The organism is Pseudomonas sp. HN2 (genome assembly GCF_020736465.1).
Taxonomy (GTDB): Bacteria; Pseudomonadota; Gammaproteobacteria; order Pseudomonadales; family Pseudomonadaceae; genus Aquipseudomonas; species Aquipseudomonas moraviensis_A.
Map to the genome: position 1 here is coordinate 5912707 of NZ_CP085885.1, position 22007 is coordinate 5934713.

The 22007-nt window shown below is 57.5% G+C and carries 18 protein-coding genes; 4 read left to right on the plus strand and 14 right to left on the minus strand.

What is annotated here, in order from left to right; all coding sequences use genetic code 11:
- Window positions 1–203: 203 nt before the first annotated feature.
- From LIS66_RS26380 to LIS66_RS26390, 3 genes are all read left to right on the plus strand, one after another.
- Entirely contained in the window at window positions 204–1133 is a 930-nt protein-coding gene (locus LIS66_RS26380; RefSeq protein ID WP_024014805.1) for a hydrogen peroxide-inducible genes activator, read from the plus strand.
- 9 nt (window positions 1134–1142) lie between these two features.
- Window positions 1143–3218, plus strand: a complete 2076-nt coding sequence (recG, locus tag LIS66_RS26385) for an ATP-dependent DNA helicase RecG (protein WP_041476627.1) — start codon at window positions 1143–1145, stop codon at window positions 3216–3218.
- Window positions 3219–3297: 79 nt separating this feature from the next.
- Entirely contained in the window at window positions 3298–4698 is a 1401-nt protein-coding gene (locus tag LIS66_RS26390; protein WP_042608106.1) for an aminoacyl-tRNA deacylase and HDOD domain-containing protein, read from the plus strand.
- 259 nt (window positions 4699–4957) lie between these two features.
- Here the strand turns inward: LIS66_RS26390 and LIS66_RS26395 are convergent, their stop codons facing one another.
- Window positions 4958–5341 carry an SCP2 sterol-binding domain-containing protein gene (locus LIS66_RS26395; protein ID WP_227973304.1) on the minus strand — a complete coding sequence of 128 codons (384 nt, stop codon included), beginning with the start codon at window positions 5339–5341 and terminating at the stop codon, window positions 4958–4960.
- Between the two features lie 435 nt (window positions 5342–5776).
- On the opposite strand from LIS66_RS26395, the gene LIS66_RS26400 reads away from it, so the two are divergent.
- Window positions 5777–6139 carry a DUF6124 family protein gene (locus LIS66_RS26400; RefSeq protein WP_227973305.1) on the plus strand — a complete coding sequence of 121 codons (363 nt, stop codon included), beginning with the start codon at window positions 5777–5779 and terminating at the stop codon, window positions 6137–6139.
- Between the two features lie 57 nt (window positions 6140–6196).
- On the opposite strand, the gene LIS66_RS26405 is transcribed toward LIS66_RS26400, so the two are convergent.
- The 13 genes from LIS66_RS26405 to tssM form a co-directional block, all read right to left on the minus strand.
- Window positions 6197–6634 (minus strand): hypothetical protein, encoded by a 438-nt coding sequence (locus tag LIS66_RS26405; protein WP_064365121.1) that lies wholly within the window; start codon window positions 6632–6634, stop codon window positions 6197–6199.
- Window positions 6635–6638: 4 nt separating this feature from the next.
- Window positions 6639–7226 (minus strand): lysozyme inhibitor LprI family protein, encoded by a 588-nt coding sequence (locus LIS66_RS26410; RefSeq protein WP_227973306.1) that lies wholly within the window; start codon window positions 7224–7226, stop codon window positions 6639–6641.
- 4 nt (window positions 7227–7230) lie between these two features.
- Window positions 7231–7686: a cell division protein gene (locus LIS66_RS26415; RefSeq protein ID WP_065616371.1), complete on the minus strand. Its 456-nt coding sequence runs from the start codon at window positions 7684–7686 to the stop codon at window positions 7231–7233.
- A 139-nt stretch (window positions 7687–7825) separates the two neighbouring features.
- Complete coding sequence (locus tag LIS66_RS26420) at window positions 7826–9193, minus strand: lysozyme inhibitor LprI family protein (RefSeq protein ID WP_227973307.1); 1368 nt, start codon at window positions 9191–9193, stop codon at window positions 7826–7828.
- A 20-nt stretch (window positions 9194–9213) separates the two neighbouring features.
- Window positions 9214–9675 carry an XAC2610-related protein gene (locus LIS66_RS26425; protein WP_227973308.1) on the minus strand — a complete coding sequence of 154 codons (462 nt, stop codon included), beginning with the start codon at window positions 9673–9675 and terminating at the stop codon, window positions 9214–9216.
- A gap of 9 nt (window positions 9676–9684) precedes the next feature.
- Window positions 9685–9951: a hypothetical protein gene (locus LIS66_RS26430; RefSeq protein ID WP_223259124.1), complete on the minus strand. Its 267-nt coding sequence runs from the start codon at window positions 9949–9951 to the stop codon at window positions 9685–9687.
- Window positions 9952–10153: 202 nt separating this feature from the next.
- Window positions 10154–10564 carry a hypothetical protein gene (locus LIS66_RS26435; RefSeq protein ID WP_141681048.1) on the minus strand — a complete coding sequence of 137 codons (411 nt, stop codon included), beginning with the start codon at window positions 10562–10564 and terminating at the stop codon, window positions 10154–10156.
- Window positions 10565–10571: 7 nt separating this feature from the next.
- Window positions 10572–13622 carry a calcium-binding protein gene (locus LIS66_RS26440; protein ID WP_227973309.1) on the minus strand — a complete coding sequence of 1017 codons (3051 nt, stop codon included), beginning with the start codon at window positions 13620–13622 and terminating at the stop codon, window positions 10572–10574.
- 16 nt (window positions 13623–13638) lie between these two features.
- Entirely contained in the window at window positions 13639–14658 is a 1020-nt protein-coding gene (locus LIS66_RS26445; protein ID WP_065616376.1) for a tetratricopeptide repeat protein, read from the minus strand.
- Window positions 14659–14663: 5 nt separating this feature from the next.
- Window positions 14664–16712, minus strand: coding sequence for a type VI secretion system tip protein VgrG (locus LIS66_RS26450; RefSeq protein ID WP_227973310.1), 2049 nt, complete (start codon window positions 16710–16712; stop codon window positions 14664–14666).
- 28 nt (window positions 16713–16740) lie between these two features.
- Window positions 16741–17742 (minus strand): serine/threonine-protein kinase, encoded by a 1002-nt coding sequence (locus LIS66_RS26455; protein WP_227973311.1) that lies wholly within the window; start codon window positions 17740–17742, stop codon window positions 16741–16743.
- The gene (locus tag LIS66_RS26460; RefSeq protein WP_042608097.1) at window positions 17739–18467 is read right to left on the minus strand and encodes a PP2C family protein-serine/threonine phosphatase; all 729 of its coding nucleotides are present in this window, start codon (window positions 18465–18467) and stop codon (window positions 17739–17741) included. Before LIS66_RS26460 ends, LIS66_RS26455 begins: the two co-directional genes overlap by 4 nt.
- Complete coding sequence (gene tssM, locus LIS66_RS26465) at window positions 18467–22006, minus strand: type VI secretion system membrane subunit TssM (protein ID WP_227973312.1); 3540 nt, start codon at window positions 22004–22006, stop codon at window positions 18467–18469. The genes LIS66_RS26460 and tssM overlap by 1 nt, the downstream gene beginning before the upstream one ends.
- Between the last annotated feature and the right edge of the window lies 1 nt (window position 22007).

Genomic DNA, 22007 nt, shown 5'->3' on the forward strand with positions numbered 1-22007 from the left:
GACGCCATCGCGAGCAGGCTCACTCCTGCAAAGGTTCTCCGCCAGCCGAGAGAACAATGTCAAAAGGCACCGAAAGGTGCCTTTTGCATATCTGCCAGCGGCAAACCGACCTCGACCGGTGTCGCACTCAGCCCGCAGTCTGATAACGTGCGTCTATCGATTGCAGCCGGTATGCTTGGCGCGCATCTTCATGGACGCTTGCTATGACCCTCACAGAATTACGCTACATCGTTACCCTCGCCCAAGAGCAGCACTTCGGCCATGCCGCCGAGCGTTGCCACGTCAGTCAGCCGACGCTGTCGGTGGGCGTGAAAAAACTTGAAGACGAACTCGGTGTGCTGATTTTCGAGCGCAGCAAAAGCGCCGTGCGCCTGACCCCGGTCGGCGAAGGCATCGTCGCCCAGGCGCAGAAAGTGCTGGAGCAGGCCCAGGGCATCCGTGAACTGGCCCAGGCCGGCAAGAATCAGCTGACCGCACCGCTGAAAGTCGGCGCGATCTACACCGTCGGCCCGTACCTGTTCCCGCATCTGATTCCACAACTGCACCGGGTCGCCCCGCAGATGCCGTTGTACATCGAAGAAAACTTCACCCACGTGCTGCGCGACAAACTGCGCAACGGCGAACTCGACGCGATCATCATCGCCCTGCCGTTCAACGAAGCCGATGTGCTGACCCTGCCGCTGTACGACGAGCCGTTCTATGTGCTCATGCCGGCCCAGCACCCGTGGACCAAGAAAGAATCCATCGATGCCGGCCTGCTCAACGACAAGAGCCTGCTGCTGCTCGGCGAAGGCCATTGCTTCCGCGATCAGGTGCTCGAGGCCTGCCCGACCCTGACCAAGGGCAACGACGGCGCCAAGCACACCACGGTCGAATCAAGCTCGCTGGAAACCATTCGCCACATGGTCGCGTCCGGCCTGGGCATCTCGATCCTGCCGCTGTCGGCAGTGGACAGCCATCACTACGCTCCCGGCGTGATCGAAGTGCGTCCGCTGACCGCGCCGGTGCCGTTCCGCACCGTGGCGATTGCCTGGCGCGCGAGCTTCCCACGGCCGAAAGCCATCGAGATCCTCGCCGACTCCATTCGCTTGTGCTCGGTGGCCAAGCCTGCCGCGCCGGTTACGGCCGGTTAAGCGAGCGTCATGACGGAGCTGTCGCAAGTGTCGGTGACGGCACTCAAGGGTGTCGGCGAGGCCATGGCCGAGAAACTGGCCAAGGTCGGCCTCGAGAATCTGCAGGACGTGCTGTTCCACCTGCCGCTGCGCTATCAGGATCGCACCCGCGTGGTGCCGATCGGCGCTTTGCGGCCGGGTCAGGACGCTGTGGTTGAAGGCACCGTCAGCGGCGCCGATGTGGTCATGGGCCGCCGCCGCAGTCTGGTCGTGCGCTTGCAGGACGGCACCGGCGGCCTGAGTCTGCGCTTCTACCATTTCAGCAACGCGCAGAAAGAAGGCCTCAAACGTGGCACGCGGGTTCGCTGCTACGGCGAAGCCCGGCCCGGCGCCTCGGGCCTGGAAATCTATCACCCGGAATACCGCGCGATCACCGGCGACGAACCGCCGCCAGTGGATGAAACCCTGACCCCGGTCTACCCGCTCACCGAAGGCCTGACCCAGCAGCGCCTGCGCCAGTTGTGCATGCAGACCCTGACGCTGCTCAAGCCAAGCACCCTGCCCGACTGGCTGCCGACCGAGCTCGCCCGCGACTATCAACTGGCGCCGCTGGCCGATGCGATCCGCTACCTGCACAACCCGCCCGCCGATGCCGACGTCGATGAACTCGCCCTCGGTCATCACTGGGCCCAGCATCGCCTGGCCTTTGAAGAATTACTGACGCATCAACTGTCGCAGCAGCGTCTGCGCGAAAGCATGCGTTCATTGCGCGCGCCGGCAATGCCGAAAGCCACGAAACTGCCACCGAAATACCTGAAAAACCTCGGCTTCAACCCGACCGGTGCGCAACAGCGAGTCGGCAACGAAATCGCCTACGACCTCAGCCAGCACGAACCGATGCTGCGGCTGATTCAGGGTGACGTGGGCGCGGGTAAAACCGTGGTCGCCGCCCTCGCTGCGCTGCAGGCGCTGGAGGCCGGTTATCAGGTCGCGCTGATGGCGCCGACCGAGATTCTCGCCGAACAGCACTTCATCACCTTCAAGCGCTGGCTCGAACCGCTGGGCATTGAAGTCGCGTGGCTGGCCGGCAAGCTCAAAGGCAAGAACCGCGTCGCCGCGCTGGAACAGATCGCCAGCGGCACGCCAATGGTGGTCGGCACCCACGCGCTGTTTCAGGACGAAGTACAGTTCAAGAACCTCGCGCTGGTGATCATCGACGAACAGCACCGCTTCGGCGTGCAACAGCGTCTGGCGCTGCGGCAGAAAGGCGTCGGCGGGCGCATGTGCCCGCACCAACTGATCATGACCGCCACGCCGATTCCACGGACGCTGGCGATGAGCGCCTACGCTGACCTCGACACCTCGATCCTCGACGAATTGCCGCCCGGCCGAACCCCGGTCAACACCGTGCTGGTCACTGACACCCGCCGCGTCGAAGTCATCGAACGAGTGCGCAGCGCCTGCGCCGAGGGGCGTCAGGCCTATTGGGTATGCACGCTGATCGAAGAGTCCGAAGAGCTGACCTGCCAAGCCGCCGAAACCACCTTCGAAGATCTCACCGCCGCCCTTGGCGAATTGAAAGTCGGGCTGATCCACGGGCGCATGAAGCCGGTCGAAAAGGCTGCGGTGATGGCCGAGTTCAAGGCCGGCAACCTGCAACTGCTGGTCGCGACCACGGTGATCGAAGTCGGCGTCGACGTGCCCAACGCCAGCCTGATGATCATCGAAAACCCTGAACGCCTCGGCCTCGCGCAGCTGCACCAGTTGCGCGGTCGCGTCGGCCGGGGCAGCGCCGCCAGCCATTGCGTGCTGCTCTACCATCCGCCGCTGTCGCAGATCGGCCGCCAGCGCCTGGGCATCATGCGCGAGACCAACGACGGTTTCGTCATCGCCGAAAAGGACCTCGAACTGCGCGGCCCCGGGGAAATGCTCGGCACCCGCCAGACCGGCCTGCTGCAATTCAAGGTCGCCGACCTGATGCGCGACGCCGATTTGTTGCCCGCCGTGCGCGATGCCGCCCAGGCTTTGCTGGAACGCTGGCCGACCCACGTCAGCCCGTTGCTTGACCGTTGGCTGCGGCATGGGCAGCAATACGGCCAAGTGTGAGCACCGTCGCAGTTTGTGAAGGATCGTTCCTACAGAGCTGGTTATACTCCTGCCATTGTTTCAAAAACGGATACAGACCATGACTGACGCAGCTCTCGCCCCCGAACTCCCGCACGCGCCGTCTGTAATTCGGCTGCTGCTTGGCAAGCTGGGTATCGCCTACGAAGAAGTGCTCGATCACCACGGCCTCAATGCCTCGCGCAAGGTACAAGCTGTGTTGCTGGACGACGCCGTTGGCGCGCTTATGGTGCTGTTTCCACAGAGCCAGTTGCTCGACCTCAATCGCCTCGCCGAACTCACTGGTCGCCGCCTCACCGCCGTGTCCACCGAGCGTCTGGAAAAGATGCTCGGCAAACACAACCTGAGTCTGCTGCCGGGCCTGCCGGCGCTCACCAGTTCGCCGTGCCTCTACGAGGAAAGCCTGCTGCGCGAGCCGAAGCTGCTGATCAACTCCGGCGAGCCGGGCCTGCTGCTGGAAATCACCAGCGAAGCCTTCAAGAGCATGCTGACCAAAGCCAGCGCCGCCAACTTCGGCGAAGCCCTGAGCAGCATCCGCCCCAACCTCGACCGCCCGGACGATGACCGCGAGGAGATCACCCAGGCCGTGCAGGCGTTCACTGCGCGGCGTATCCAGCAGCGTCTGGAAGCGACCATCGAGATTCCACCGCTGGCCGAAACCGCGCAAAAAATCATCAAGCTGCGCGTTGATCCGAATGCCACCATCGACGACATCACCGGCGTAGTTGAAACCGATCCGGCGCTGGCCGCGCAAGTGGTGAGCTGGGCGGCATCGCCGTACTACGCCTCGCCGGGCAAGATTCGTTCGGTGGAAGACGCGATCGTCCGCGTGCTGGGCTTCGATCTGGTGATCAACCTCGCGCTGGGCCTGGCCCTCGGCAAGACCCTGAGCCTGCCGAAAGACCATCCGCAACACACCACGCCGTACTGGCAGCAGTCGATCTACACCGCCGCGGTCATCGAAGGCCTGACCCGCGCCATGCCGCGCGCCCAGCGCCCGGAAGCCGGCCTGACCTACCTCGCCGGTCTGCTGCACAACTTCGGTTACCTGCTGCTGGCCCACGTGTTCCCGCCGCATTTCTCGCTGATCTGCCGCCACCTGGAGGTCAACCCGCACCTGTGCCACAGCTACATCGAGCAACACCTGCTCGGTATCAGCCGCGAACAGATCGGCTCGTGGCTGATGCGCTACTGGGACATGCCGGACGAACTGGCCACCGCCCTGCGTTTCCAGCACGACCCAAGCTACGACGGCGCCTACGCCGAATACCCGAACCTCGTCTGCCTGGCCGTGCGCTTGCTGCGCAGCCGCGGAATTGGCTCTGGCCCGGATGAAGATATTCCGGATGCGCTGCTCGAACGCGTCGGCCTGACCCGCGACAAGGCCAATGATGTCGTCAGCAAAGTCCTCGAAGCCGAAGTGCTGCTGCGCGAACTGGCCTCGCAGTTCAGCCAGGCCTAAAACGAAACAAGCCCGCTCCCCCAAGGATCACCAAAATCCCTGTGGGAGCGAGCCTGCTCGCGAAGAATCCACCCCAATCCAACGAACTCAGCGAAACCCCTGTGGCGAGGGAGCTTGCTCCCGCTCGACTGCGCAGCAGTCGCAAAACCAGCCGGCAGGGTGTGTCAGGCAAAACTCGGCTTTCAGGATTTGGGGCCGCTCCGCAGCCCGGCGGGAGCAAGCTCCCTCGCCACAAAAGCTCTTCTCATCAAGACTCGGCTCAAGCCTTAGGCTTAGCCTTCCTCGGCTTCAAATACTTCATCAACCCTTGAAACCACATCACTAGCGCAGGGTTGCCCTTAAGCTGGATCGACTTGTCCTGAATCCCCTGCATAAACGCCAACTGCTTGTTCTTCGCCTGCATCGTGGCAAAGCCATACGCGGCGTCTTTAAACGCAATCGCAAACGCCGGCTCCGCCACCACCCCAGACTTGCTGGTGATGCGCTGATCCTTGACCACGAAATGCCGCGCCACTTTCCCATCCAGCGTCTGCAACTGAAACACCAAGTCCTTGTCACCCAACTGCTGCTGAAACGCAGGATTTGTCCGGCTGGCCTTACCCATCAACAAACCCATCATCCACAGAAGAAAACGAAATTTCATGCGCACAGCCTCAAAAGGAAAATGAACGGCCGGGGCAGTGTAAGGGATTCGAACGATAACGCCAGTATCTGACGCTGTTGGAAGAGGATGCAGACCATTTCCCGCATGATGACTGCCAAGTCACGATTCAATGCCCACCCTCTGATCGTTCCCATGCTCCGCGTGGGAATGCATCCCTAGACGCTCCGCGTCTCACCATTCACCTTTCCTACACCTGAAGAAACACATCCGTGTAGGAGCCGGCGAAGCCTGCGATCTTTTGATCTTCCGGCCCGCGGATGTATGGGAAATTTCCTGCGAAGTGCGGGGCGGTCCATGAACTAGGCGAGCTTGAAGATCACCGATAGGCTTCCTGCGTCATCGGGGTATTCGGTGACCGGATGTGCAAGTCCGAATTCGGGAGCAATTTCTTCTTACTCCAAGGGATTTACACCGATGACCAATTCAACTACCAGCACCGAGGACACCTCCCCCTACGAATCCTTCGATTCGAGAAAACTACACGAAGCCGCCGAACGCGCCCTCGATCACCACTTCTGCAAATCCGACCTCCCTCAGGCCCCACGCCGTGAAGGCCTGTTCAGCCTGAACCCGGACATCGATGCCGAAGCCCTCCTGGCCAATGCCTCGGAAGATCTGCTGTCCATCAGCATCATCGCTGCGGATCTTGCGGACGACATAGACGGCTCACGCCGCTCGGTTGCACTGGCATTGAGCAGAATGGCGGACGGAGTGAGATTGATGGTGGAAGGGACGCTTGATCACATTGAAGTGCGAAGCGTGGCGGCGAAGCCTTAGCGAGATTAGCGGATGAAAAAAGGGGACGTTGAGTCCCCTTTCTCGATGATCCCTGGCTCACCACCGACAGCCTGTCTCTGGAGATGCATCCATGGTGATGTCTTGATCAAATGAATACTTCTTTCCGGATTTGTAGTTCGTGTAAGTCATCCCGTAAATTCGAGCACCCTGGCTGACCATTTCGTATTCGCCTGTCAGCGAGTCTTCGGACACTTCCACCCAAGTTGTCGTGAACTGAGAAGGCCGCCCCTCTGCCATGACTTCCTCTTCAGCACTTCGATAGACAAGGGGAATGACCTTTCGGGACTTCGTGTACTTAACCCCTGCTCCGCTCCACCGTGAGACGGTGTCGTAATACGATCGAAACTCGAAATTGATGTTCTTGCCTTCCAACGAACGGAAGCAGGAAACCTCGGTGGTAACCTCACCTATGGCAGTCAGCGGTATTAGAAGAAGCGCAGAAATAAACGCAGAGGAAGATTTCAAACCGATCATTTCCTTAGCGGTTCATGGGTAATTGAAAGCGCATCCTCACCGCGCAGTTGCCGACGTCTTCACGCAACAGACGGCCAGCCATCTCACAATGCCCATCTGCGTACTTCTTCCAAAGCGGATCATCGAACTGATCCCCTCCCAGCCGCTCAATCGTGGCCGCTAAATCTCTCTCACGATCCTTCCCTGCCATCGCGGATGCCGCTTTGTAAAAACCGTCCAGCGGTAAGCCCGTCTGTAGAGCAATCAATTCACCCAAACGGGCGTTGGTCGTTTGCACCAGACACCCAAGCCTCTCGATTGGCGCCTCAGCGCCCGGCAACGCGGCTTGATAAAGCTGTTCGCAAAACGACTCTTTGAAGCGCACCCAGTTCTTTTGCACATATCTCAGATGGCTTTGCTCCGCAGGAGCCAGCGTCGACAGCGCTTTTTTGTATTGCTCGTTTAAGACACCATCGACTTTCTCGAAATTCTGCTGACCGCAAATGATCAAGTCCGGATTGGAAAAGCTGTCTGGGTTGCACGTTTCTCCAGCAGATAATGCGGATGAAGCAGCAGAGATCAAGCAAACGAGAAGAAACGAAAATACTTTCACGCCGTTACTCCCTCCCTAGACGGTCATGTCTGTACAGCCAAAACAGCGGCGGCAACAACACCAACAGCGCAAAACCATCAAGCCACACGTGCGACCAGACCTGTTGTTGCGCCGAGAGCCACATGTCCTGCGGCGCCCATAACAGGATGCCGGCGATCAACCATCCCCAGACTGCCGGCACTTTGAGGCGATTGCCCAGATGCACCAATGCGAGCATGTACAGCGAATAACTCTGCAGCGTCGCGCCGAACAGCGCGAGCCACCAGACTTGTTGTTCGTGGCCGGCGGTGGGAACCGCATCGGCACCCCAAAACGACAGTTCGAGGACTTGCAGGTAGCCATCGAGCAAGCCGGAGTCACCGGCCCAGGTCAGGGTGAGACCGGCGAGGATATGCGTGATCGCAGCGGCATATAGCCAAAGCACCAACGCTGGGCGAAGCGAGGAAGAAGGGGCTGGCATTCCGTGTCCTAAGCGCGTTCCTTGGGGGTGGGGAGTTTAAAGGAAAATCGGGGTCGTCAGATGCTCAAGCGTTAAACGTTTTAGCGTAGGGGATTCAGACAAAACTTGTGCAAAACCGCCTCAAACAGCCCCTCGAAATTCAAATGCAGTGGCTGACTTTGATCGGCGCCGTGGCTGACGATCCCAATCGCCCCACGTTGAAGACGCCCAACTGGTCACCTTTGTCAGCCGCCATTTGATAACAGGCTAACGCCCGCGATATATCCTTCGTTCCTAACTCCCCACCCTCAAAGGTAGAGGCCAGGTAATTCATCGCGTCCGTGGAGCCCATGGTAATCGCCCGGATAACCTGCTCTTCTGCCTGCTTGGGATGAAGGCAAGGGCCGTTATAGTCAGTGGAGTTTCCTGAACAAAGAAACGTCGCATAAGCCATCGCACCCTTTGGTATTTTCGAAGCCGCTTTGAACAAAGCCTCAACCTTAGGGGTTTCCAACTGAGATGCCATTTGCGAAAGACTCAGGCTCGCCGCCGACAGGCTCGCCTGTGCATCACCCGACTCTGCGGCACATACATAATTTTCCAGAGACGCCTCAATCAATTCCGCTGTCAGCGGATATTGCTCAAGAAATCCCAGCCCTCCTAAAGCTTCAGCACGTTGTTCACAGAGATTTTCAGCGCGGCTCATTCCGGGGTTACGTGTTGCGACCAAATCCTTCTCACTGATCGACCAGTCCTCTATACCCTCTAGCACCCAGCACGCCTGACGAGAGAAGTTGAAGATTTTCACATTGCTGTTGCCCGCTCGCTTATCCACGACGTTGACGTGACTGTCGTCGACCTCTTGGATTTCAACTCCAGGTGTTTTGCCGGGTGTGATTGCAGCCATCAGCGGATAGGTGAAAGTTGTTCCACTGACACCCGAGGTCGAAGGCTCAAAAGTACTTCGCTCTTTTCCTGCTACCGGTTTCAATACCAGCGACTTAACTGTCATCGCAGTTAGACGGCGTTGTGATTCGCTGTCGGCGGAAAACGCTTTCAGGAAAGGTGCAAACTCCTCCGAGGGGCAAGCGTCATTGATCGGTGCCGTCGAAGCGCTCTTGTCGGATGCAAGCGCAGGGACAATCTTGTCCAGATACGCTGAGCGCTCGCGACTCATTCTGGCGATGCACGAGTTAACGGCGACCACATGCGCCGGCATTCCCGTCTCGATCTCGAACGCCTCCAACGGGCAGTTCGCATCGCGCAATTTCAGCCACGCACGCTGCGACTCCTTGACCTTCGCCACGTACTCCGCGCCCAACGCCGGATCTGCTCGATAGTCAGACTCAAGCCGCGACATCAACTGCTTGTAGCTGACATTCAACTGCGCATCGGCAGCCTTCTTCGCCGCCTCCGAGCAGGGCACCATTTCCAGGCTTGAGGTGACATTGCTGCAGTCGTCCTGCGCATAGGCCGCTGAAACTGGCAGCAGCAGCGCGGCTAGCAAGGTTAAAACAAAACGGTTCACTGTGTTCATCCTTGAGTCATTCAGGCTTTGCGTTTGGTGAATCGGGTGATGCATTGCTCGGGAATGTTCATTTCCCAGTAAGTGCTGAGCAACGCTTTGCGTTTTTTGTCGACGCGCAGGTTAACGAAGTCGTCGCCGCAGTCCGGCTGTAACTCTTCGAAGGTGCCGGTTTTGGCTTGGTAAACGAATACCCGGTAGTAGTCGTACGTGCCCATGCCGTCATCCAGCTGCCAGATCGCGAAATCCTGGTCGCCGTCGAAATTGAAATCGTCGAACTGCATGTGGAGTTCGTTTTCGGCTTCAAAATCGATGGTTCGCAACTCGCTGTGCGTTTCGCTTTTAACCGCGATGTTCAGTTTGGAGCCTTCGAGAACCCGCGTCGCGTCGACGCCTTTGGTTGGACTGAACGTGGTGGTTTGGGCTAACGCAGGGATCGTCCACATCAGGCCGAGCAGTGATACGGCTAGCGTTTTGAATTGCATGTATTCGCTCTACTCCCACTTGCATCCGGACTCCAGGGAGGAGTCGATGCTGGTATTGATTCCGGAGCTGTACACCTTGCCGCTGGACTGCTTTGTGTAAGACATCGAGACGATCTGCGAGCCTTGAGTGATCAACTCATAGCTACCCGTGACCTTGCCGTTGACGATTTCGGACCAAGTTCTGGTGTGCTGCCAAGGCGCGTCCGGATCGAGGATTTCGTTCTGGGAATCCGTCAACACAATGGAAATGGGTTCGCTGGATTTGGCGTACTTCACGAAACCACCGGACAATTTGCTGGCTTCGTCGTATAGGTACGGAGTTCGAACTTAACCGGGCTCGATGGGGATAATTCGAAGGGAAAAAAAGGGGACAGACCACGTTTTTCGGAAAATCGTGGTCTCCGTGGTCTGTCCCCATTTCCGCCATTTCCGCGATCCACCACCTCGATCACGCAGAGTTATAAATAGCGTTAAAGAATCATTTAACAACCTCAGAACAACTAAGTTCTTTTATAAGCGCACCGACCACTGGCACAACACAGTGCCTACGCTGCTCTCCGGTAGGCTGAAGAGGCGTAACGCTAAGTATCATATGAATGCCATCTTCCTGCACAGTAATATCTTCGAAACCAGCATCGGCGAAGTCCGAGCCAAATTTTTTACCTTCAAACTTACAGAAATTTGCGAAAGATAATACTTCCCAGTTTTTATCTGGGCTGATCACCTGAACCTCGAGACATGAATCATTAAATGTTTTTATATACCTCGCAACATTATCACCAATACGTCCCACTCCGACTTCAGAGACTGGCCCAATATCGGGAACTGCTGCTGCGGCACCACCTAGAAAAAATACACAAAATACGGGAGCCAACTTGAACAAATTCATATAAATATTACCTCAAATAATCAACGCGCTTATTAAACCGATCATCGGGCACATTACCCCACTTGGAACGATCACCAATCACCGCAGAAAATGCAGACAGATCATTATTTGTCATATGCCTCTGAATGAGTGCTCTAGCATCTCCAGTATAGTCACCTCGGTAGATTAAATCGATTGCCATATCTTGAATTTTTGGATTCGTCGAATCCCAATTCAAATGACCATAAAGATGAACCACATCAGCCTTATCCGAGATCCTTATAACTTCACTTTTCATGAATTCATAAACCGGAACAAACAACTGATATTGCTGCTTCCTAGTTATAAAGCTTTTTCGAATTTCTGGGCTTGCACTATTCAAATAATTTCTCGCAGCGACGCCGCTTAAACCTTTTGAACCTAACAGCCAACTCAACAACGGCTCCTTGATTCCCACAGCAGCAAGATCAGTCTCCGGAGTAGGCCTTTGGCCTAGGTCATAACCTCTACCAATAGTTATCCCAGACACACCCCCAGGCCAATGCACTTTTCGGCTGAAATACATATGCAATGGATTTGCCGGGTCTTCTAGGTCATTCCCTTCTACATCAAAAGTAAGTTGCCCCCTCTCAACCTTTAGCCACTTCAGGTCATTATCATCCTCCATCGCGAGGAAGTTTGAAACGAAACCTATAGGGTGAAAATGATAACTCAACCCCGTTCCTGCCGGGGTCTTATCAGCCAACTTATCCCAAAAAACGTATGAATCTATTCTTTCTTTTTCATGTTTTAGTAATTTTTCAGAACCATCTAGAAGAGTGTCTAATCTCTTCCATTTCTCTGTTTTTGTATCATCCTTCCACTCCGTAGGATGGTGTGCCACTAATTTTGACCAGTGCTGCCTTGTCTCCGTACTTTTCAATGCGTCAGCGAGTTCAGATGGTTCAACCTTTCCGTCATGGTTTTTGTCTATTTTCTTCAAGAGGTCTTTAAAAAACTGGGGCATATCATCAGGATCGAGGAAACCGTCGGAGGCTGAGTTGCTTTCCTCTACAAGCTGAAAACCCATTTTCGTCCAATCGTGTGGAGTGATAACTTTTGCATCAGATTTTTTTACCAATCCAGAGACCGGCTGATCTTCATCATTTACGGATATCTCATACCAATCCTCATTGCCTTCCTTGACAACCGGCACCTTACCTAGGTCAATAGCGTGTTCTTCTTTTAAAGGTTCACTTGTTCCAGTAGCAGGCATTTTTTTCTTAAGTTGAGCACCTTTCGGCAGATGCAAATACTGACGCCCGACTTTTAATGCAGCTACATTATCTAGAAAATCTTTCACCTCAGCCTGAGTTGTAAATATCTCGATATGAACTTGAAATTTACTATCGGTAAGGCCCTCTTCATTTACTAGATTTTCAGTTTTACCCAAATAGCCAATAGGGTCACCAGCCTTGATTCCGACACTGGTCGTCACAACATCAAAATTTGTAGGAGTGAGTGATTCCCATTGCGTGTACTGACTATCTTTCTCACTTTCGATAATCGCCCAAAAATTACTTGGGGCAGCTCCATTATCGTTCCAGATGCTGGCAACTACTGGAACGCAGGGCGCCATACGCCGCAGCTTGTTACCAACCACCAAATTCAGTACATCTTTGCTATCGAACTCAATGACACTACCTACTGTAATCTCTCGATTATTTTCGATTCGTGCACCTGCAGGTTGTCCGTTAGCAAGGTTCGTTGGCGCGCCGTACATAGCTAAACGCTGGGTAGTTTTAGCCTTTACCTTGCCTTGCCAGTATTTTGGCCTAGCACGCTCGGGTATCGCATCTGCAACCCAAATAGCCTTGTGGCTGGAGTTTTGATATGGCTCATCATTCTTTAAATATGCAAACCAAACTTCTTGCCCTACGTCGCGGACTTTAGTTGACCCATGTTTTACGCTACCGAAAAGGATTTTCCCCTTAGCATAAGTAACATCCTCAACTGATCTTTTTTCCAGAATTTCAAGCTTGGTGTGCTTCGCCAATTTTCCTGGATATGGAAAGTTATTCGACGCAGGAAAATCATCATACGCCTTGAAATCTTTTACAGTCATCGTCACTATCGGGTTCGGCTTTTCATTCTCCGCTAACGGATAGCGCTTATAAGGCAAAAGATGCATATATAGGCTATAAAAAATCAGACCGTTCTGCTTTCCTTTATTAGGTCCATCTTCTGGGTTTGGCGCCGATTTGTATTCATGTCGCACCAAACAGAAGGAACTAGAATAATCCAGGTTTTTCGCCGTTTCTCCTGTGCCAAACGTCGACTTTAGATAATCCTCGTTGAGGCGGTAGGCCACCACCTCGCCATCGGCCATGCAGCGAATCGGTTCATTCAAAATGCATTGGGGAGCACTAGCATTGCTGATGTGTATACCACCGTGCCAGAACTTGTTTCTGCCGAGCAGGTAATGGCCAGCAGTTTCGGCCTCAAGCGCATTGTAAACCTCCTCCGCATCAGCGAACTGTTTGCCGTCAGCTTTTCGGAAAGGATATTGAAAGTTCATCAATGGGGCGGGGCCTGCCGGTACAGGAGCAGGTGCCGGAGCCGGAGCCGGAGCTGGATTAGCGCCTGTCCGATACTCCTCCTTAGCCCTTAGAAACTTTGTTGGAACAGGCCAGTAGTATGCAGGCGGGTTCCGGCCAAAGAACGCTTCCGAAGGTCCGTTAGTGGTCTGAGCACCAAAAATTTTTCCCTGGCCCGTCGCTGCGTTGAATTCCATGACAATGCCGGTATGAAACAGGCGACGATTGCCTCCCGTTAGAGGGAGGATGTCAATCCAAAGAGCAATGTCCCCTTTCTTGACCTCTGTTGGTGGCACCACGGTGTAAAAGCGAGAGGAGGCATTCATCGCTCTCGTCTCCTCATACTCAATCTGGTAGCCCGCGCCAGTGAGCAGAAGATTCACCATATGGGAGCAATCGATCAGCTTTTTCCCCGCAGCATTGGTTTGGGTGCCATTGCCTCCCATCAGGTAGACGTAATCACCGCCGGTGTACTGATTTCTTAAATCGAGTGGTTCGGTCATTTGTGCATCCTGCAAATTAATAGCAATAGCTGGTCTTGATAGAAGCAGCGTTTTGCGCGTTTAAACGTTTCAAATTTCCGGCAGCGGTGTGGTTACCCTTGTCAGCGGCGAGGCGATAGCAGGCAAGCGCTCTGGACATGTCTTTAGTAACGAGCTGCCCTTCTTCAAACGAGTAACCCAAGTAATTCATCGCATCGACCGAACCCATTGAGGCGGCGCGAATAAGCTCCTTTTCGGCTTGTTCTGGATGTTGGCAACGTCCGTCAGGTACAGGGTTGTTCCCATAGCAATAGAAAGTCGAAAGCGAGGCTGCACCGTCGGCAAGCGTTGTTGCTGCAGCCTTGAAAAGCGCCTCGACTTTTTCCGTTTCCAACTGTGGTGCCATGCCGGAAAGACTCAGGCCCGCAGCACTCAAACTTGCTTGTGGGTCGCCAGAAGCAGCAGCACACACATAGTTTTCCAGCGCAGCCACAAACAGCTCGCCGGTCAGCCGATACTGCTCCAGCCCACCTAGCCCAGCGAAGGCTTGCGCCCGCTGATAACAAAAATTCTCGGCCGTATTCATGGTCGGGGTACTTACCACAACGAGGTTTTTCTCGCTAATCGACCAGTCCTCAACTCCCTCTAGAACCCAACACGCCTGGCGAGAAAAGTTGAAGATTTTGATATTGCTGTTACCTGCACGCTTATCAACAACGTTGAAATGGCTGTCGTCAACAGCTTCGACTTCAACACCTTCGGTCTTTCCTGTGGCTACGGGTGCCATCAGTGGGAATGCCAAAGTCGAGCTCTCAACCCCCGTCGTTTGCGGATCAAAATTTCCGCTCTCCCCGGTAGGTTTCAAAACCAGCGACTTCACCGTCATCGCAGTCCACCGCTGCTGAGTTTCGGCATTCGCAGAAAACGCCGGCAGAAACTGGGAAAAGTCCTCGGACGGACACTCCTCCGCATAAGCGCTGCCATGAAACAGGCTCAACAGCGACGCGGTGAAAACCGCTATCGCGATGCCATTGCTGTTCTTCAAAACACCATTCATGTCGATCACTCGGAAAACACAAAAAAAGCCTTCGGTTTAACTTTCTCAGGCGGTGCATTCCCCAACGCCTGATCCATCAAACTCCCCGCCTTATCCTTATCTGCCGCCCCCGGCAGCACCGGCGGTTTAATCCCGATCCCGGTACCCGACCCAGCCGAGCCCCCCGCATTGATCTTGATCACCGGCCCAACCACCGTCACACCACCGCCATCGAGCTTGATAAAGCTCCCACCCCCAAGAATGGTCAGCTCTGTCCCCGCCTCAATAACGATCTTGTCCCCAGCCTTGAGGTGTATCTCTTTCCCCACACTGGTCAGTTGCGCAGTCCCGAGCTTCACATGCTGGTTCTGCCCAACCGTCAAATGATCATCCAGCTTCGCTTCAATCTTGCGATCGGAAATCGTGGTGCGGTGTTCTTCTGCTTTCAGTTCGGTGTAGGTGTTCTTCACCACCGTGTCGTGACGTTCATTGCCGACCCGAATCTTCTGATCGTGCTCAACATTTTCATCCCAATCGCGCTGGGCGTGGATGTAGATCTGCTCCGCACCTTTCTTGTCTTCAATGCGCAGTTCGTTATACCCACCGCCACCCGGAGAGCTAAGCGTTTTGAACACACTGCGCGTCTTGTTCGCCGGCAGTGCGTACGGCACCGGGTTTTCTTTGTGGTACAGGCAACCGGTCACCAGCGGCTGATCGGGGTCGCCTTCGAGGAAGGTGACGAGGACTTCCATGCCGATGCGCGGGATGGAGATGGCGCCGTAGCGGTCGCCGGCCCAGGAGCTGGAGACGCGCAGCCAGCAGCTGGTTTTGTCGTCGGCCTGGCCTTCGCGGTCCCAGTGGAATTGCACCTTGATGCGGCCGTATTGGTCGCAGTGGATTTCTTCGCCTTTGGGGCCGGTGACCATGGCGGTCTGGCTGCCGAGGACGCGCGGTTTCGGGTGTTCGAGGGCCGGGCGGTAGAACACGTCCCACGGGGTGGCGAGGAAGGTGTTGCGGTAGCCTTGGTGGAAATCGTCTTTTTCGTCGGTGGTGTCGCTGGTCACGCCTTCTTCGAGGACTTGCGGCTGTTTGCCTTCGTGGACGATTTCGGTGAGCAGCCACAGGTCGTTCCACTCGCTGCGCGGGTGGTCGGACATTTCCATGAAGTGGCCGCTGACCAGTCTGGTCTGGTCGCCGCGACCTTCGGCCTGGCGGTAGTCGGCGCGGTGGCGTTCGAGGGCGCGCTGGCTGAGGAACTTGCCACGCGCGCGGTCGATGAAGCGGCCGGGGTAGTCGTAGTCTTCGAGATCCGGTTCAGTGCTGTCGCTGTCTGGTCTGCTCTCTGGTTTAAACGCAGCCTCCATTCGCAGGCGCGGTTTTTCGAAGTCGTAGTCACGGCGAGTGGTGCGCGTGGTGCGGGTTTCCAGGCGCAGTTTGAAGGCTTTGATTACCGGCTCGTCCGCGACCATGCCGCTGCCCTGCACGTAGGCGGTTGGCTGCCCAAGGTTCTGGAACACGGTCTGGTCGTCACCGAACACCAGCAGGTGAGCTTTTTCGCTGTGCTGGAAGTGGTAGTGGATGCCTTCCTCTTCGCACAGGCGCTGGACAAAGTGCAGGTCGGTTTCGTCGTACTGCACGCAGTAGTCGCGATCCGGGCACGGCTGGCTGAGCTGGAAGCTGTAGGCGTTGCTCTTGATGCCGTGTTCTTCGAGGATCAGCGCGATGATTTTCGGTGCCGACATCTGCTGGTAGATGCGCTGGTTGGTGCGGTGATGCAGGTATTGCAGTTGCGGCACGATCGAGACTTTGTAGCGGGTCAGGCGCTTGCCGGCATCGCCCTGGGCGACGCGGTAGATCTGCCCGTGAATCCCCGAGCCCTGTGGATCGAATGCGAGAAACGCCTGCTTGTGCAGCAATTGCTCGAGATCCAGATCGGGGTTTTCGCTGACCAGTTCGAGGTCGAAGCGATACGCCTGGCTGATGCCTTCGGTGCCGGTGAACGACAGCACTTGCAGGTCGCCGACGTAGTCTTCGACCTTGAGGCTGAAGTGGGTTTCGTTAGCTGAGTTGAACATCGTGTGCTCCCTGTTCGAATGTCATCCGTTACGCCCGAAGTCGCAGACGTTGCAGCCAGGACGAAGTGGCGCCCAAGGCGTCACGCAATTGTGCGGCAGTGATGTTGCGCTCTGCCGGGTTGAAGCTCAGCGCGGTCTGCAGCGCTGTCCAGCCGTGTTTCGCTAGGTTTTTCGGTGCGTGCAGTTCGCGCTCCAGGTGCTCGTCGCGAGCCTGGGTCGAGGGCAAGCGGCGGAACGGGTGTTTGCCGCTCGCCAGTTCGTAGATCACGCAGGCCACGCCGTACACGTCCGCGCTGGCCGACAACGGTTGGCCCTCAAGCAGTTCGGGGGCGGCGTAGCCTGGGGTCCAGGCGTTGAAACGCTCGCGGCTCAGGTGCGGCAGACCGGGCAAGGTGCCCTCCTCTGCCTGTCCCAGACCGAAGTCGAACAGGCGCAGGCCGTCTTCGCTGAGCATCACGTTGCTCGGTTTCAGGTCACCGTGCAGCACGCCGCGACGGTGTGCGTAGGCCAACGTGTCGAGCAGCGGCAGGACGATGTCGCGCAGTTCCTTCCACGGCAGGCCCATCGGCCGCTCGCATAGCAATTTGTCCAGGGTCAGGCCACGCATGTATTCCATGGTGATGAAGGCCCGCTGGCAGTCGGTGTCGACTTCAAAGGTGTGCGCACGCACGACGTTGTCGTGGCGCAGGCGCCGGGTCAGGGCGAACTCGCTGTAGAGCAAGACACTGGCGTCCGGCGATTCGGCAAATTCTTCGCTGAGGATTTTCAGCGCAATGTAAGGGTCGGGATCGCCGAACTGTTCATGCAGCAGATCCCGCGCCCGGTAAACGGCGCCCATGCCACCGGCCCCGAGCAGACGCTCGAGGTGGTAGCGACCGGCGAGTACATCCGGCAGCGCACCGATGCTGGCCTTGGTCGGCGCCAGCAACGGTTCGGCCTTGTTGCCCTTGGCGAAAGCGAAGTAGGTCAGGTTGTTGGCCTGCTCTTCGCTGATCAGCAAGTCATCGATGGGCGATTCGAGTTCACTCATTGGCGGATCACCACGGCAGTCAGGTTGTCCCGCGCAGCGCCTCGCAGGGCGCCGTCGAACAAGCGTTCCAGCGCCACGTGCGGCGCGCTGAGGCTGAGGGCGTTGCCGAGGGCATCGCTGCTCAGGCCCTGATACAAACCATCGCTGCAGAGCAAAAACACATCGCCCGGATAGACCTCGAGTTCGAGCACATCCAGGGTCAGCGTTTCAGCGGCACCGACGGCTCGGGTCAAAGCCTGAGCCGCCGGGTGCGCTGCCGCCTGTTCGACGCTCATTTGCTGCTCGTCGATCAACTGCTGTTGCAGCGAATGGTCCTTGGACAGCTGATACAAACGCTGCCCACGCCACATATAGCAACGGCTATCACCGGCCCAGATGCAGGCCGCGCGGTTGCCTTCCACCAGCAGCGCGACGACGGTGCTGCCCATGATGCTGTCGTGACGCCCGGCAGTGACGGTCAACTCTTGCCCCAGTCGCCGGTTCAGCCAGTGCAGGCACTGGCGGATGGCTTTGAGGCGTTCGTCGAAGTCTTCGTGTTGCGGCAATTCAGCCAGGCTGGCGACGATCAACTGGCTGGCGATGTCGCCACCCTGATGACCGCCCATGCCGTCCGCGACCACCCACAGCCCATGCTGCGGGGAATCGAGGAAGGCATCTTCGTTGCGCGCCCGCACCTTGCCCGGGTCGGTACGCGCCGCGCTGCGCCAGGGACTGGCCACCAGCATCAGAGCTGCACCGGCATACGGAAGGTGCGCAGCACGCCCATGTCGAACGGGTTCGGCGTGCGCTGGCTGGTCAGCAGGTAGTTGGCGCGCAGGCCGCCCACGTCCGCTTTCAGCACCAGCACGTCGCGCCCGTTCAGGTACTCGGTCTGCATCAGGTCGAACAGACGGAACAGCGACCATGGGCCGGAGTTCTTCTCGATACCGATCGGACGCCCGGCCATCTTGTCCATGACCAGGCTGGTGCGACCGTCTTCAGCATCGGTCGGCCACTTGAAGGTCATTGGCAGGATCGGGCCGTGACGGTATTCCATGGTCTTGTCGCCGAACTTGAATTCGGAACGGCTGACCGCCGGATCAAGGGTGTACGGCTCGAGCTTGAACTGCACGGTCGGCTCAGCCGGGTTGATCGAGAAGAAGCTCTGGCGAATGGTCTGCGCCGCCGCCATCTGATCAAGGTAAACCTTCGATACCGGCAGGCTGTGACCGTCGACACTGCGCATGCGGTAGTTGCCCGGATCGCCGCTGACGAACGGACGCATGTAGCTGTCGAAGAAGCGGTCGACGGTGCCTTGAGCGCGGAAGAACTCGCGGAAGTCGCTGATCGCCACATCGCTGGTGCTGCTGGCGCTGAACGGATAGCGCTTGCTGATGGTTTTGCCATACACGCTGTACAGCTCGTTCTGATAACGGCCGTTCAGGTATTGATAGGCATCGTTGAGCACCAGGCGCCACGAGTCTTCGGCCAGCACGTTGAACCACACGCTCAGCGGACGCGGCAGACGACCGGAGGCATTGCGCAGGTTGGTCAGCGCATCACGCTGGCCGCTCATGCGCGTCTTGGCCATCTCGAACGCCGCTTGCTCCGGCGTGCTGGAACGGGCCAGACCGGCCAATTGCAGTTGCAGGTCGTTGAGCGCGCTGAACGCTGGCGTCAGGTCAGCGCCCGGGCCGTTGTTGTCGTCGAGCAAACGATGCAGCGGCTCGAAGCGGCGTTGCAGGGATTTCTTCGCAGTGTCCGGGAGGTTTTTCGCCACGTTCAGCGCCGAAGCCTTGTCGGCGGCAGCCGCGGCGAGTTTGCCGACCTTGCCCAGTTTGCCTTTCTGCCCGGCCAGCGCATCGGCAGCTTCGCCGGCTTCATCGACCGGATCAGCAGCGGCTTCGAAGCGAGTGTTTTCGCGCACTTCGGTGAGCAACGCGAGTACCGGCGAGTTGGCCGAAGTCAGGCCCGCCAGTTGCTCGGCGCCTTCGCCGGCGTCGCTGATCGGTGGCAGCGCGACCTGGCCAACGGCTTCGCTCCAGTAGTTGGCGTAGTCGCGGAAGTACAGCTGCTCGAGCTCGACCATCAGGCGACGCAAGTCCATGTCGCTGATGCCCGCGCCTTCGCCCAGCACCCAGTTGTCACGCAGGATATCGGTGACCAGCGCCGCGCCCTGCACCGAGAAATACTGCTGATAACCCTGTTGGGTGTAGAAACCCGGGATCACGTATTCGGTGCCGATGAACAGCGAGCCCTGCGGGCCGAGGTGCTGGCTGAAGCGGTAGTCCGGCAGATTGCGCGCCTGCTCGCGGAGCATGCGGTAAACCACGTTGGCCAACGACTCACTGCGCAGGACCTGACGCGCCTGCGTCACCAACTGATCGTTCAGCGGGTAGATGAACGGCTGCTTGAGCAAACGCTCAAGGTGGGTATTCAGACCGTTCTGCACAGCGGTGTTGCCGGTGTAGCGCTGCGACCAGTCAGTGGCGACCCAGTCCTTGAGCCACGCCGCGTCGCGACGATCCTTCATGTTCAACATCAGGTACGCGCGCAGGCTGTTGAGCAGGCGATCGCGGTCCTTCATATTGGCGCGGATCTGCCCTTCCAGCATGCTCGCCACCCGGGGCAGCAACTGCGCTTCAAGTTCACGCTCGTAGGCGGTTTTCACCACCGGGTTGATCTCTTCGCCCTGATACAGGCCGCCACGTTCGTGGTACGACACGTCGCCCTTGCTCGGGAACACCTGGGTCGCGGCGTAGCTGGTGTCGAGGACTTTCAGCACGCCCATGGCGTCATCGCGCGGCGTTACGGCCGAGCGTTGCTGGGTCCAGTTCTGCGCCAGCGTGCGCAGGTTTTCCAGACGCTCGTAGTTGGCCGAAAAACCACCGGCCCAGAGCATGCCGAATAGTGCCAGCGCCGCCAGTGCGCCGACGTACAGCGCACGCTGGCCCCAATGAATGCGGCTGCGCTCGCGCTTGTCCAGACCGGCCAGATCGGCTTCGGGGAAAATCACCTGGCTGAGCAAGTGGTGGATGAAACGCGAACGGCCACTGCGCAGGGTCGGCAGCACACCGGCGTTCATGCCCAGGCTGGCGCCGATGCCGGCGGTGGTCGAATCCATTTCCTGGGTCAGGTGCGGCGCGCTGGTCAGGTAGAAACCGCGCAGTTGCGTGGCACGCTGATAACGGTTGCCGGTGAATGCCATGTCGACGAACAGGCACAGGCGCTCGCCGATCTGCCCCAACTGATGCGGGAAATCGAGGATGCGCCCACGGCGCTGAGTATCGCGCTCGGAGTGCATGCGCATGATCACTTGGCTGTTCAAGCGGCGCAGCAACTCTTCGAACTCGTTGCGCAGAACCGCGACGTCGGTGCCGACCTGATCCTTGCGGAAACTGGTGCCGAGCACTTGATCGCTTTCTTCGCGGGTCAGTTGATCGAAGAATTCGTCAAAGCCGAGCAGCTTGTCAGCCTTGCTCAGGACCAGATACACCGGCACGTCGACGTGCAGTTTCTGATGCACATCCTGCAAACGACTGCGCACCTGGCGCGCGAGGGTGTCGATGTCCTGCTCGCTGCCGCCGGTGAGGGTTTCCACCGGAATGGTCACCAGCACGCCGTTCAACGGACGGCCACGACGACGCTTGCGCAGCAGCTCCAGCAGCGTGGTCCAGGCGTTGCCGTCAACTTCCACGTCCGGCTGAGTCGTGTAGCGCCCGGCGGTGTCGATCAGCACACCGTGGTCGGCAAAATACCAGTCGCAATGACGGGTGCCGAGGGTGTCGCGAGTGAGCTTGCGGTCAATCTTGTTGATCGGGAATTCCAGACCGGAAAAGTCCAGCAGGCTGGTCTTGCCCGAGGCCTGCGGACCGATCAGCAGGTACCACGGCAAGTCACTGCGCCAGCGCTCGCTGCGACCGCGATACAGGCTCGACGTCTTCAGGGTTTTCAGCGCGTCCTTGAACCGCGCCTTCAACTCTTTCTGTTCTTCGTCGATCAGCTCTTCGCGGCGAATGCGGTCCTGACCGTCCTCGCTTTCTTCCTCGGCTTTCTTGCGGATACCCGCGCGCCAGCTGACGAAGACCATGGTCAGGCCCCAGATCAGGAACAGCACGCTGATGGTCAGCAGGCGCGAGGTCGCGCTTTCCCAGAACTTGTAATCATCGACCGCCAACAACGGGCCGACGAACCACACCAGCAGCGCCACGAACAGCACCAGCAGCAGAGTCCAGACCCAGGTCTGGCGCAGGAAGGCGCCGACTTTCTTGAAAAACTTTTTCATC

Bases quoted from the DNA above. Each gene is read 5' to 3' on its own strand.
- LIS66_RS26445 (WP_065616376.1), bottom strand. From the start codon at position 14,658: ATGAATGGTGTTTTGAAGAACAGCAATGGCATCGCGATAGCGGTTTTC.
- LIS66_RS26450 (WP_227973310.1), bottom strand. From the start codon at position 16,712: ATGTTCAACTCAGCTAACGAAACCCACTTCAGCCTCAAGGTCGAAGAC.
- LIS66_RS26415 (WP_065616371.1), bottom strand. From the start codon at position 7,686: ATGCCAGCCCCTTCTTCCTCGCTTCGCCCAGCGTTGGTGCTTTGGCTA.
- LIS66_RS26395 (WP_227973304.1), bottom strand. From the start codon at position 5,341: ATGAAATTTCGTTTTCTTCTGTGGATGATGGGTTTGTTGATGGGTAAG.
- LIS66_RS26400 (WP_227973305.1), top strand. From the start codon at position 5,777: ATGACCAATTCAACTACCAGCACCGAGGACACCTCCCCCTACGAATCC.
- tssM (WP_227973312.1), bottom strand. From the start codon at position 22,006: ATGAAAAAGTTTTTCAAGAAAGTCGGCGCCTTCCTGCGCCAGACCTGG.
- LIS66_RS26425 (WP_227973308.1), bottom strand. From the start codon at position 9,675: ATGCAATTCAAAACGCTAGCCGTATCACTGCTCGGCCTGATGTGGACG.
- LIS66_RS26405 (WP_064365121.1), bottom strand. From the start codon at position 6,634: ATGATCGGTTTGAAATCTTCCTCTGCGTTTATTTCTGCGCTTCTTCTA.
- LIS66_RS26380 (WP_024014805.1), top strand. From the start codon at position 204: ATGACCCTCACAGAATTACGCTACATCGTTACCCTCGCCCAAGAGCAG.
- LIS66_RS26460 (WP_042608097.1), bottom strand. From the start codon at position 18,467: ATGCTGGTGGCCAGTCCCTGGCGCAGCGCGGCGCGTACCGACCCGGGC.
- recG (WP_041476627.1), top strand. From the start codon at position 1,143: ATGACGGAGCTGTCGCAAGTGTCGGTGACGGCACTCAAGGGTGTCGGC.
- LIS66_RS26435 (WP_141681048.1), bottom strand. From the start codon at position 10,564: ATGAATTTGTTCAAGTTGGCTCCCGTATTTTGTGTATTTTTTCTAGGT.
- LIS66_RS26440 (WP_227973309.1), bottom strand. From the start codon at position 13,622: ATGACCGAACCACTCGATTTAAGAAATCAGTACACCGGCGGTGATTAC.
- LIS66_RS26455 (WP_227973311.1), bottom strand. From the start codon at position 17,742: ATGAGTGAACTCGAATCGCCCATCGATGACTTGCTGATCAGCGAAGAG.
- LIS66_RS26390 (WP_042608106.1), top strand. From the start codon at position 3,298: ATGACTGACGCAGCTCTCGCCCCCGAACTCCCGCACGCGCCGTCTGTA.